Annotated in this window: 11 protein-coding genes; 4 read left to right on the forward strand and 7 right to left on the reverse strand. The window is 65.8% G+C overall.

What is annotated here, in order from left to right; all coding sequences use genetic code 11:
- Positions 1 to 333: 333 nt before the first annotated feature.
- Positions 334 to 837 carry a hypothetical protein gene (locus MTR65_RS18540; RefSeq protein WP_243802814.1) on the forward strand — a complete coding sequence of 168 codons (504 nt, stop codon included), beginning with the start codon at positions 334 to 336 and terminating at the stop codon, positions 835 to 837.
- A gap of 436 nt (positions 838 to 1,273) precedes the next feature.
- Positions 1,274 to 1,945: a YitT family protein gene (locus MTR65_RS18545; RefSeq protein ID WP_226633925.1), complete on the forward strand. Its 672-nt coding sequence runs from the start codon at positions 1,274 to 1,276 to the stop codon at positions 1,943 to 1,945.
- 4 nt (positions 1,946 to 1,949) lie between these two features.
- Here the strand turns inward: MTR65_RS18545 and budC are convergent, their stop codons facing one another.
- The 6 genes from budC to MTR65_RS18575 all read right to left on the reverse strand — a co-directional run bounded on the left by budC (position 1,950) and on the right by MTR65_RS18575 (position 8,538).
- Complete coding sequence (gene budC, locus MTR65_RS18550) at positions 1,950 to 2,723, reverse strand: meso-2,3-butanediol dehydrogenase (RefSeq protein WP_243802816.1); 774 nt, start codon at positions 2,721 to 2,723, stop codon at positions 1,950 to 1,952.
- A 175-nt stretch (positions 2,724 to 2,898) separates the two neighbouring features.
- On the reverse strand, positions 2,899 to 3,735 hold the full coding sequence (locus tag MTR65_RS18555; protein WP_243802819.1) for a TorF family putative porin: 837 nt from the start codon (positions 3,733 to 3,735) through the stop codon (positions 2,899 to 2,901).
- A 316-nt stretch (positions 3,736 to 4,051) separates the two neighbouring features.
- The gene (locus tag MTR65_RS18560) at positions 4,052 to 5,590 is read right to left on the reverse strand and encodes a SulP family inorganic anion transporter (RefSeq protein WP_243802821.1); all 1,539 of its coding nucleotides are present in this window, start codon (positions 5,588 to 5,590) and stop codon (positions 4,052 to 4,054) included.
- Positions 5,590 to 6,279, reverse strand: a complete 690-nt coding sequence (locus MTR65_RS18565; protein ID WP_243802823.1) for a carbonic anhydrase — start codon at positions 6,277 to 6,279, stop codon at positions 5,590 to 5,592. Before MTR65_RS18565 ends, MTR65_RS18560 begins: the two co-directional genes overlap by 1 nt.
- A gap of 160 nt (positions 6,280 to 6,439) precedes the next feature.
- Positions 6,440 to 7,768, reverse strand: coding sequence for an ATP-binding protein (locus MTR65_RS18570; RefSeq protein ID WP_243802825.1), 1,329 nt, complete (start codon positions 7,766 to 7,768; stop codon positions 6,440 to 6,442).
- Positions 7,768 to 8,538 (reverse strand): response regulator transcription factor, encoded by a 771-nt coding sequence (locus MTR65_RS18575; protein ID WP_243802835.1) that lies wholly within the window; start codon positions 8,536 to 8,538, stop codon positions 7,768 to 7,770. Before MTR65_RS18575 ends, MTR65_RS18570 begins: the two co-directional genes overlap by 1 nt.
- Positions 8,539 to 9,010: 472 nt before the next feature.
- Here MTR65_RS18575 and MTR65_RS18580 point away from each other — a divergent pair, with 472 nt between their 5' ends.
- Positions 9,011 to 9,463: a tRNA (cytidine(34)-2'-O)-methyltransferase gene (locus MTR65_RS18580; protein WP_243802827.1), complete on the forward strand. Its 453-nt coding sequence runs from the start codon at positions 9,011 to 9,013 to the stop codon at positions 9,461 to 9,463.
- Between the two features lie 6 nt (positions 9,464 to 9,469).
- Here MTR65_RS18580 and MTR65_RS18585 read toward each other — a convergent pair whose 3' ends face one another.
- The gene (locus tag MTR65_RS18585) at positions 9,470 to 11,158 is read right to left on the reverse strand and encodes a diguanylate cyclase (protein ID WP_243802830.1); all 1,689 of its coding nucleotides are present in this window, start codon (positions 11,156 to 11,158) and stop codon (positions 9,470 to 9,472) included.
- 399 nt (positions 11,159 to 11,557) lie between these two features.
- Here MTR65_RS18585 and MTR65_RS18590 point away from each other — a divergent pair, with 399 nt between their 5' ends.
- The gene (locus MTR65_RS18590) at positions 11,558 to 12,034 is read left to right on the forward strand and encodes a hypothetical protein (RefSeq protein WP_243802833.1); all 477 of its coding nucleotides are present in this window, start codon (positions 11,558 to 11,560) and stop codon (positions 12,032 to 12,034) included.
- Positions 12,035 to 12,049 lie beyond the last annotated feature (15 nt).

Here is a 12,049-nt window from a genome sequence, read left to right on the forward strand (position 1 = left end):
CTCAGTATAGTCTACCTAAAGACGCGCCGGTCACGCAGGAGCCGTATGACCGAACTCTCATCCCCGACGCCATGCGAAAGGCGCTTCATGTGCCGACGCTTGCAGAACAGGAGCAGAAGCGGCAACGGCTGTCAGAACGCCGCTCCGCTGAGCAAAAGCCATAGGTCTGGTTCCCCCCCCATCCCGGCTGCTGGCCGATCTGGTTGGCAAGGGATAGCGGACGGGCCGCTGCCAAGCGCGCCAAATCGGGCTCTGAGCGGCCAAGTTGGGCGCGCAGCCGCCCAATCGCACTCGCCCCATTGCAGAGGTTCCGAGGGATCGTATGTTGCGGGAATGAAAGCCCCTGCTCTCTTTTCCCTCGTTGTAGCTCTTATCTTCACTGCACCGCCTGTCCTTGCGCAGGAGGCAGACGCATCTGTGGGTGAAGAAATCATCATGAATGCGTGGGCCAATTCAGAGGATTGCAATCGCGATAACGCAACGGAGCTTTCCTTCTCCGAGGTCGCAGCGGATACTGACGTGCTGATCGGCCAATGTGTCTCCCTTGCCGGTTACTGGTATGGTAGAGGGATTTTCCGAAGCGAGAAGGACGCTTTACGCAAAGGGTCTCTATTTAAGCCGCACATGCTCGGAAAGCGCATTGGCTTATATGCCAATTGGGAAATGATCGGTGATCCGCCGAGCGAGCCAAGATGGCAGCGGATTGTAGGTAGAGTTGGGCGGTGTGAGACCCAGTGGCCGGGCGCAATGATGGTAATGGGATTTTGCCATTATACCGGCGGACCAATTTTGCTGGTTTCCGAAGTCATCTTCGAAAACGAGAGGGGAGGCAGATAGCTACCCATCTCGTCTGTTGGCTGATCGATTCGACAGGCGATACCAGACGGTCGGCTCTCTGGCGCGCCAGATCGCTCCTTGAACGACCGACTAGGGCGCCCAGCCGCCATAGCACCTACGCCCGCGAAACATGGGAAGCCAAGGGTGACGGCAGAGCGCCAGTTTATGGGCACGGCCTGCCCTCTCCGATTTCGGGAGCCCGAGGGCGATGGCCCTCGGAATCATCCTTTTTCTCTTCCATTTCAGATGCCTATCGTTTGGCTAACGCCTTCCCTTGACCGCACAGCCTACCAAGCCCCTCCCATGCATTCCGCCCAAGATATTACCTTGCACCAGAGAGGCATTTTGAACTACATTTACGCAACATAAAAACAGGGGCAGGATGATCCGGCGGCGCGGTGCCGGAAAGGCGCAAGGCTTTGAAGAGGATTGCGTTGTGACGGATACCCCTGTGCCCGCCGAGACCATGGACCGGCCCGAGCTGACCCGGGCGCGTCAGGGGGCGATTCCCGATGGCACGCCGCACAGTCTGTTCGAGGACGTCTATGCGCTATGCGTAGGCACGGTCCTGCTCTCGCTGGGCGTGGTCATCCTGCAGAAGGCCGAGCTTGCCACGGGCGGCGTTGCGGGCATGGCGCTGACGCTGAGCTACCTGACCGGCCTTCCCGTCGGTGTCCTCTACGGCGGCCTGACGCTGCCGATGCTGGCCATTACCATCCGCGCGATGGGGCGCGCCTTCCTGGTCAAGACGCTGATCGTCACCTTCGGCGTCTTCGCGCTGACCGGGATCACCCCCTACGTCTTCGAGATCGCCCGGATCAGCACGCCGGTCGCCGCCATTGTCGGGGGCACGGTGATCGGCATGGGCGCGCTGGCCCTTGCCCGCCACGCCGCCGGCTCGGGCGGTTCAGGCGCCATCGTCCTGTGGCTCTACCGCACGCGCGGGTGGAACGCGGGCCGCTCGCAGATGCTGTTCGACGCCTGCGTGCTCGCCTTCTCGCTCATCAGCCTCGATCTCACCCGCATGCTGTGGTCGCTCTTGGGCGTCGCGGCCACGGGCGGAATTCTCTACGTCTGGCACCGCCCGGGCCGCTACACCGGCTACTGAAGCATCACGACAGCGCGGGGAAGTTGGGCTGGCCGTTCGACGCGCTCACCCCGCCATCGACCGGCAGGTTCACGCCTGTCACGAAGCGCGCATCGTCCGAAGCCAGGAACGCGACGACATCGGCGACGTCCTCGGGCTCGCCGAAGCGCTTGATCGCCGCGCGCTGGTAGAAGGCCTCCTGGATCGCGGGGTTCTCCATCAGGTCGCCCGCCATCTTGGTTCGCGTCATCGAGGGGCACACCGCGTTGACGCGAATGCCGTCCTGCCCCCATTCGAGCGCCATCGAGCGCGTCATCTGCGTCACCGCGCCCTTCGAGGCGGTGTAGATGACCATGTTGTAGTCGCCCCCGATCCCGGAGGCGCTGGAGGTAAAGACGATCGCGCCCTTGCTCTTCTTCAGCTCGGGATAGGCGGCCCGCGCGCAGCGCAGCGATCCCTTGACGTTGATATCGATCACCCGGTCGATGTCCTCGTCGCTCGCCTCGCCGAACGGTCCCGACGTCGCGACGCCAGCGTTGGCGTAGAGCACATCGAGGCCGCCGAACTTCGCCACCGTCCTGGCGACGAGATCGTCCGGAAACCCGATCTGCGCGATATCGCCTGCGACACACAGGGTTCGGGCCGGATCGAGATCGGCCCCGAGTGCCTCCAGATCCTCCTGTGAGCGGGCGTTGAGAACGACGTTGGCGCCCTCGGAGGCAAAGCGGCGCGCGGCGGCCGCGCCGATGCCGCTCGAGGCGCCGGTGACGATGACGGTCTTGTCGGTGAAGCGTTGCATGTGGGGTCCTTGGGTCTTTCAAGATGCCCGCAATTCGGGCCAGATGCCCTTGCAACGCGCGCCCCCCGCGACCGGCTCCCTGCAATCCGCGCACGCCCACATGCGCGGGATAAAAGGAAAGCCCCCCGGCACATATGCGCCGAGGGGCCCTCCTGCATTCCCGAAGGAAACGCGATCAGAAGCCGGCCGAAACCTTGAAGACCACGGTCGAGCCGGAGATCACCGAACCATTCTTGCTCGAACGGAAGCCCGAGCCGAGGTAGTTCGATTCCGAGCGCGAGATGTCGGTGTCGACATAGGCAATGCCGAGCGTCAGCGGGCCGAGCGCGTAATCCGCGCCGATGCTCCAGTCGACGTATTCGCCAGTCGGCGCGAGGCTGGTGCCCCAGGGGCCCAGACCTGCATTGCCGTTCGAATAGCCAAGGTGCGCGTTCAGCGTCAGCGGCGTGTCGGGGATCCCCGCGCTGAGGTCGGTGTGCAGGTAGAAGTTGTCGCCCTTGTCGCCCGGATCATCGTAGCCATCCGAGAAACCGCTGTAATACCAGGTGCCGAGCGCTTCCTGCTTGGGCGCGTAGTTGATGCCCACGCCGACATTGACCGGACCGATATCGCCCGACACGGTCGCGTAGAGTTCGGCAAAGTCGGTGGTGTCGAGGCCGCCCGGGAACATGATCCAGGTCAGGCCCGCATCGACATTGAGGCCGTTGCCCAGGTCCGTGCTGTAGCCCGCGAAGAGGTCGAGCTCGGTGTTCGAGCCGCCGAAGGTGCCCCAGCCCGAGAGGTTCGAGCCCCAGGTGCCGGCGTAGAAACCGCTGTCATGGGTAACCTGGATGCCCGCCTGGATCGCCATCTCGCGGTCGGTCATCGAGACGCCGCGGTAGCGATAGTCGGTCACCAGAGTCGCTTCACCGGAGACGGTGAGGCCGGAATCGTCCTGGGCTGCCGCAGGATTGGCCACGGCAAAGCACGAAAGGGCAAGGCAGGCCGCGCCTGCGAGCATACGAATCTTCATTTCTGGAACGTCCCTCATTTTTCATGTGGTTTTTTACGTTCCATCCTGCGGCTCCCCCGCCGGGCCTTCACTTCGAGGTGGACCCGTTCCGAAACAGCAAGGCTCGGAATAAGCTTAACGCCCCCTTTTGCAAATCACTTCGTTTCATAAGTGATCACTTTGATCTAATATTGTTGCCTTGTTGCAACAAACGCATATTTGTCGTGCAAATGACGCAATTTTGGGATCGCAAACGAATTCGGCTCCCCGCCCGGCCGGACAGGTCCGGCGCGGACGAAGAGCCGCTTCACATTGCAAAACTCAGGGTAGTGATGCCTCAGGCGCGCATGGCGGCCACGATCGAAGCATCGCCCGTAACGCGGTCATCATGCCCACCCTGACGGCGGCGCGCGATCCACTCGGCCAGCGTTTCGGCCGTGGTGTGATCCATGCCCTTCACGCGTTCGAGGTCGAGGTGAACCGGCTCGCCGTGGGGCTGGCGTTCCAGCACGGTATTGAGCTTGGTGAGGCCCAGGAAGGTCGCGGCGCCGTGCAGCTCGACGCGGCGGCCGTGCTCTTCATCGTGCTCATGCACCTTGAGACGGATGTCGCGAAGGTGCGGCAGAAGTTCGACGACCGAGAGCGCGAGGCCGACGAGAACACCGGTGAGGAGGTCCGTCGTGACGACCAGCACGAAGGTCACCGCCCAGATCGCCGCGGGCAGATAGCCGTGGTTCTTGTAAAGGTGGGTGACGTGCTTGAGGCTGACGAGGCGCCAGCCGGTGATCACCAGAACACCGCCGAGCGAGGCCATCGGCACTTCGCGCAGGAGCCAGGGCAAGAGCGCGATGAAGCCCAGGATCCAGACACCGTGGAAGATCGTGGAAAGACGGGTCTTGGCGCCCGCCTGGACGTTCGCCGAGGAGCGCACGATGACGCCGGTCATCGGCAGCGCGCCGACAAGGCCGCACAGCATGTTGCCCACGCCCTGCGCGCTCAGTTCCTTGTCGTACTTGGTGCGCACGCCGTCGTGCATGCGGTCAACCGCCGCGGCCGAGAGCAGCGTCTCGGCGCTGGCGATGAAGGCGATGGCAAGCGCGGTGACAAGGAGCGCCGGGCTCGCGAGCGGGGCGAACCAGGCAGTGCTGGTGGGCAGCGCGAAGGCCGAGCCGATCGAGGCGGGAACCTCGATGCGCGCAACGTCGAGGCCCATGCCCCAGGCGACTGCGGTGGCCGAGACGACGCCGAGCAGCGCGCCCGGAACAAGCGCCATCGACTTGGGACGCAGCTTCTCCCAGCCCACCATCACGACGATGGTGAGAACGCCCAGGCCCAGCGCGATCTCGGTCGCCGCGACGCTCGAGAAATCGAGGCCGAAGACGCGGCCCGGGATCGCGGCCAGGTTTTCGACGCCGTTGGAGAGCGGCTTCTCATCGAAGAGGATGTGGAACTGGCCGATCACGATGAGCGCGCCGATACCCGCCAGCATGCCGTGGACAACCGCCGGGCTGATCGCCCGGAACAGGCCACCCAGCTTCGCCCAACCCGCGACGAGCTGGAGCACGCCCGCGAGCAGCAGCACGGGGCCGAGCGCCTCGAGCCCGTGCTCGCGCACGAATTCGAAGACGATCACGGCAAGACCCGCCGCAGGCCCGGAAACCTGGAGCGGCGAGCCTGCAAAGAGGCCCACGATGATGCCGCCAATGATGCCCGTCACCAGGCCCTTTTCGGGCGGCACGCCCGAGGCGATGGCGATGCCCATGCACAGCGGCATGGCCACCAGGAACACCACGATCGAAGCGGTGAAGTCACGCCCGAAGTGCGCGAAGAGGCCGGTACGCCCTTCAGACGCCGGCGCGGTGGTGGAGGTACTCATTATTCGGCAGCCTCTGCAAGTTCGGTGGCGATACGCGCCTTGGCGCGCAGGGCCACGGGAAGTTCGCGATCTTCGCGCAGGGCCACGAATTCGCCGGTCTCACCATCGAGACCGAGAACCTGACCGGCGTGGATGTCGACGAACCAGCCGTGAAGGGTGATTTCCCCGCGTGCGATGCCCGCCGCGACGGAAGGATGGGTACGCAGGTGCGCGATCTGCGCGATGATGTTTTCGAGCGTAATGGCGCGCACGCGCTCGGAGCCGGTCAGCTCGGGGTGGCAGGTCGAGACGATGTGCTCGGCCGCCGCGCCGTTCTTGAGCCAGCCCGCGACGTTGGGCATCGCCTCCAGGCCCGTGGGATCGGCCAGCGCCTTCATCGCGCCGCAGTCCGAGTGGCCGCACACGATGATGTCGCTGACACCCAGCGCGACCACGGCGTATTCGACCGTGGAGGTAACGCCGCCGTTGTGGGTGGAATAAGTGGGCACGATGTTGCCCGCGTTGCGGCAGACGAACAGGTCGCCGGGCTGCGCCTGCATGATCTGCTCGGGCACGATGCGCGAATCCGCGCAGGAAATCATCAGCGCCTTGGGCGACTGACCATGGGTGGCGAGTTTCCCGAACAGCTCACTGCTGGCCGGAAAGATGGACTTCTCGAAATGGAAGACACGACCAATGAGTTCGTTCACGTTTCGTCACCTCACACAAGGAATCGGGCAACCCGGCGCACACAGACGCCAAGATTGCACGCAAATCTATGTCAGGCAGGTGTCCACCCATGTTCGTGAATGTAACGAAGTCTTGCTGATTGCCGTTAAGGCAATTCCTGTTGCAAATCCTGAAACAAAGTCAGGAGCTTGACGCAAGGGGAAGGCGCACCGTCGCGCGCAGGCCGCCTTCGGCGCGGTTGCGCAGGTCGATCGTCCCGTTCTCCATGCGCACCGCGCGCTGGACGATGGGAAGGCCCAGGCCCATCCCTGCGGTATCGCGCGCGCGCGCCGAATCGAGCCGCACGAAAGGCTGCATGGCATCGGCGATGCGCTCTTCCGGGATGCCCGGACCATCGTCCTCGACGACGATCTCCACCCCGTCCCCGTCCTTGCGCAGGTACACGCGCACGTTGCCTCCGTAATGCAGCGCGTTCTCGATGAGATTGGAAAGTGCGCGCCGGATCTGCACCGGGCGGGCCCGCACCACGGCGTGGGACGCCCCCTCATAGGTCGCATCCGCCCCGTGGTCGGCCTGAGTATCGACGAGGGTCTGGGCCATGACGGCGACGTCGATGCGTTCGGTCGGGATCGCCTCACCGCCGGTGTCGACATAAGCCTGGATCGATTCGATGAGCATGCGCATCTCGTCGATGTCGCGCGACATCCCCTCGCGCATGTCGGGGGCCAGGCGGTCATCGTCGAGCCTCAGGCGCATGCGCGCAAGCGGCGTCTTCAGGTCATGCCCGATCGCCAGCATCGTCTGCGTACGGTCCTTGAGCGACTGGTGGATGCGCTCCTGCATGGCGTTCATCGCCCGGATCAGCTGGCGCATCTCGTCCGGTCCGCGTTCGGGAACGAGGCGTGGCGGGCCCGAGCCGAACTCGTGGGTGGCGCCGATCACCGAGCGCAGGGGCCCGAGCGCCGCGCGCAGCAGCACCCAGGCCAGCAGGATCAGGAGCAGCGTGGGCAGGATCATGCTCGCCAGCCGTCCCGCCGTCAGCTTCCAGGCCGCGTTGGCGTGGGTGTGGAACTTGAGCACGCTGCTGTCGGCCAGCAGCATCGAGCCTCCGATGTTTCCGCGCCCGGGCACCTCGTCGAGATGAAGCTCGAGGTCCGAGCGCACGAGGTCGGGCTCAAATTCCACGACCTGCTCGCGCAGCTTGGCAAGCCCGACGGGCCCCCGGTAACGGCGGCTGGAGGGGATCCATTCGAGCGTGAAACGCGAGGTGCTGAGCGCCTTGGTCACCTGCGGCCGCGCCTCGGGCGCCACGCGCTCGACCGCGCGCGAGGCGAGCAGCAGGTTCTCGGCAATGCGCTCGGCATCGTCGCGGCGCAGTTCGAAGGAATTGGCGCTCTCGAACAGGAGCGTGTTGGCCGCGAAATCGACCAGCGCGACCAGCAGGAGCACGGCCAGCAGACGCTCGGGCAATCCCAGGCGCCGGACGAAGGCCAGCCCCCGCTGAAGCATCAGAGGCGGGTCACTTCGGCCCGGAACATGTAGCCCACGCCGCGCACGGTCACGATCGGCGATTCGCCGCCCTCGGCCTGGAGCTTGCGGCGCAGACGGCTGACCAGCACGTCGATGCTGCGATCCGAACTGTCGCCAATGCGCGAGCGCGAGAGCTCCATCAGCCGCTCACGGCCGAGCACGCGCTGGGGATAGCCCAGGAACGTGGACAGCAGATCGAATTCCGCACCGGTCAGATCGACGATGGCGCCATCGGGCGAGCGCAGTTCGCGGCGGGCCTGCGACAGCTGCCAGCCATCGAAGGTGATGGTGTCGGCCGAACGGGTATCGCCGCCGAAATCGGAAACGCTTTCACCCACGGTGTTGCCCCGGCGCAGGACCGCGCTGACCCGGGCAGCCAGCTCGCGCGTGCTGAAAGGCTTGGCGAGGTAATCATCGGCGCCCAGTTCAAGGCCGAGCACCCGGTCCTCCTCGCTGCCGCGCGCGCTGATGAAGATGATGGGAATGTCGCTCTCGCGGCGCAGGCGGCGGAACAGGTCGAAGCCGCTCGTGCCCGGCAGCATGATGTCAAGCACGACAAGGCTGACCGGGGATTCGCGCAAGGTCACCCACATCTCCGCGCCGGTGGCCGCGGTGAGCACGTTGAAGCCGCTCTGGCGCAGGGCGCGGGCGGTCAGCGTGCGCAGCGCGCCGTCGTCCTCGACCAGGAGAACGGTGGCGGGGCCGGACTGCGGCGGGCTGGAAAAGGTATTGGTGGAGGACACGTTCATCGGCTCAAGCATCTGGTTCTTCTCTGGCTATACCCCCACCCGATTCCGGACGCAAACGGGATGAGAGGAGTAAAGGACGGGAGGAAAACGAAATTCCCCGGGAGAGGCTCCCGGGGCCGCATCCGACGAAGGAAAACGGCCACCTTTCGTCAGGATAGCCGTCCCCGTGCGAGAGGATTTCACTCGGGCAGGCCAAACACGTTCGGCTCCGGGCGTCCTCCCCGGCCCTGACGTTCTGGCCCCGTCCGGCCCCCTCCCCCAGCAGCCGAAGCCGCCCGAAAGGCATGGGACGCGTGCCCTTCTCTTCGCAATGGGCAGGCGCATTTCTGGACACGTGCAGTGTCGAACCACCGTCCAAAATGTAACGAAGTGTTGCCAGAATCGGAAAAAGAGACGCCCCGACCCACAACCGCGCCGCGTCCCCATCACCTCAAGGGCTTGCCAGCCGCGTTGAGGCCCGCCAAGCGGAGCCATGCGCATTGCTCTCTACGAACCCGAGATTGCCGGCAACGTCGGCGCCGTGCTGCGCCTGGGCGCGTGCCTGGGTACGGCCATCGACCTCATCGAGCCCATGGGCTTTGCCTGGGACGACCGGCGGGTGCGCCGCGCAGCGATGGACTACATCGACCATGTCGACTTCACCCGCCACTCAGACTTTGCCACCTTCCAGAGCGCACATGCCGGGCAGCGGCGCGTGCTCTTCACTACGAAGGCAACGACGTCCGCCTATGCCTTCGCGTACCGCGCGGACGACATCCTGCTGTTCGGCAAGGAGAGCGCAGGCGTGCCCGACGAAGTGGCACAGGTGTGCGATGCACGCGTGCGCATTCCGCTGCGCGCCGAGGTGCGCTCGCTCAATCTGGCGACCGCGGCCGCGCTGGCTCTGGGCGAAGCGCTGCGCCAGACAGGCGCCCTGCCCGGCTAAGGCGCCTCAGCGCACCACGCTGGCCTCGGCACCTTCGCCGCCGCCTTCTCCCGGACTGTCCCCGTCCATGGCCGCGGCCACCCGGTTGCGACCTTCGCGCTTGGCCCGGTAGAGCGCCGCGTCCGCGTCGTGGTAGAAATCGCGGAAGGTCGGCAGAGGCGCGAAGGCGCCCTCGCGCGTCCGGTCCTTCCGCTCCGCCACACCGGCAAGGCCGATGGAAACGGTCACCTTGCTCCCCGCCAGCGCGCCGGTGTGCTCAATTCCCTCGACCGCGCGCCGCACGCTGTCGGCAAAACGGCGCAGCGCGAAGCCCGACATACCGGCCACGGCCATCGCGAATTCCTCGCCGCCCAGACGCGCGACGCGGCAGTAAGGCCCCTCGCGTGCGCCCAGAACCTGCGCAATGGCAACCAGCACGTCATCGCCGATGTCATGCCCATACGTGTCGTTGACCAGCTTGAAACGGTCGACGTCGAAGAGCAGCAGCGCAAAGGAAGCCCCGTCGCGGTCTGCCGCCTCGAGCATGGGCGCGATGGCCTCCATGAAGCCGCGCCGGTTGCGCAGGCCCGTCAACGGATCGAGGCGCGCCTGCGCCTGGGCCTGGGCCTCGCTGCGCAGGGCGATGTCGCGCTCGATGCGCACCTGCCCACTGGCCCGCGAGACCGCCACCGCCAGTATGATGGTCTGCCAGGCCGCCGCGCACAGCACCAGGATCTGCGAGCCCGCGCCGTAGAACCAGACATCGATGTCGGCGAACTCGATGAGGCCGAGCGTCGCCATCGGCAGCGCCCAGGCCGCGGTGTAGAGCCGCGCCTTGCGGCTGCCCCGCCGCCAGGCGAGCGCAAGGCACAGCGCCACCAGCAGCAGATCGAGAAGAACCGCCACGCCCAGCAGGTTGGAGATCATCGCGATCGGCCCCGTGCGCAGCAGACCCAGGGGAATGCCGACGAGCGCGATCAGCCCGGCCAGCATCAGTACGGCCCGGCTCAAGCCCCGGGGCAGCTTGCCCTCTTCCAGCGCCGTGACCGCGCTCAGGGTCGCGAGCGCCACGGCAAAACAGGACAGGATGGTGCACACCTGTGCCGCCGGAGCCCCGGCCATTCCGGGCCAGATGAACAGCGCAAGTTGCGACCAAAGGGCGCCCCAGACGAACATCACCCCTGCCCAGCCGCTCTGCCACAGCGCGAACTGGCGGTGCGCGGTCAGGGCCAGCGTCAGGTTGTAGATCGCCCCCACCGCGAGAAGGACCAACGCGCCCCCCACCGCAACCGCAAGCGCCGTCGCCTGCCAGTGCAGATCCTCGACATCGACCAGCCGCAGCCGCAGCAGGCGGGCGCTCGCAAGCCGGTCGAAGCGCACCACGATATCTGCGAGCGGCTGATCGCGTAGCGGCGGCTCGAAGGCGATCTGCCCCCCGGCGCGCCAGCGCCCGCCAAAGTCGCCCTGCACCACCGACTGGCGCCGGACCTCGCCATCGGCGTAGCGGAAATAGACGTCGAGGCGATCGAAACGCGAAGTCCCCACCATCAGCACCGGACCGCCCTCTGCGGCATGGTTGGTGCGGTCCCACTGGGTCAGGCCGATGCGGTACCACAGGCTGGAACGCTGGTAACGGCTGCGCTCGGGCGCCCCGTCCGCACACGTGAATTGCGGGAAACCCGCTTCCGGTGCCCCGGGATGGGCCAGAGGCGTCACGGCATGGCACGTCGGGGCAAGCACATGCGACGTCGCGGCCGAAACGGAGGCAGGAAGCGTAAAGATGAGAAAGACAAGCAACAGCAACCGTCCAGACACATGCGCAGTTCTTTCAAAACGGCGCAAAAAAGACATGCTGAAGCGAATCATTGCGCGTCCACTAATGCGATACTTTTACCTACGAAAGTCTTACCTGCACGATTCTTGAGAGAACGCGGCGCACCACACCCCGCCTCGCCCCTGCCTCGTCCCACCCCTGCAAACGCCGAATTCAGTCGGCATTCAGTCCCTACGAGCTAGCCCCAGCGGCATCACGGCCCGCCGAACCCGCCGTATTTGGCCGGCACAGGAAGGGAGCTGAATTTGATGAAATCCGCGTTTCGAAACATAGGCTTGAAGATGGGAATTGGCGCCGCGGCGGCGGCCGGGGCCCTGCTTGCAGCCACCCCGGCCATGGCCCGCGACCGTTACCGCGACGGGGGCAACGACGCCGCCATTGCCATCGGCGCTGGCATCCTCGGCCTTGCCGTGGGCGCGGCCCTGGCGGACCGGGACGATCGCTATTACTATGACCGCGACTGGTACCCCTCACGCCGCTACGTCACCGTTCGCGGGCGCCCCGGCTACTATTACTACTATGCCGACCGCCCCAACCGGTATTACCGCGACCGCTATTACAGCCGCTACTACGCGCCCTATTACCGCAGCCATCGCCGCGATTGGCGCACGCGCCGTCATCATGCCCGCCGCGACTGGGCCCGCCGCGACTGGCGCCGGGGTGGGCGCGTTTGGCGCGGCGGACGGCACTTTTCGCGCCGTCATGACCGCCACCATGATCGCGGCCGGCACGGCCATCACCGGCGCGGCCGGCGCTGAGCCGGGCCGGCCGCG

This window comes from Novosphingobium mangrovi (genome assembly GCF_022818885.1).
Classification (GTDB): Bacteria; Pseudomonadota; Alphaproteobacteria; order Sphingomonadales; family Sphingomonadaceae; genus Novosphingobium; species Novosphingobium mangrovi.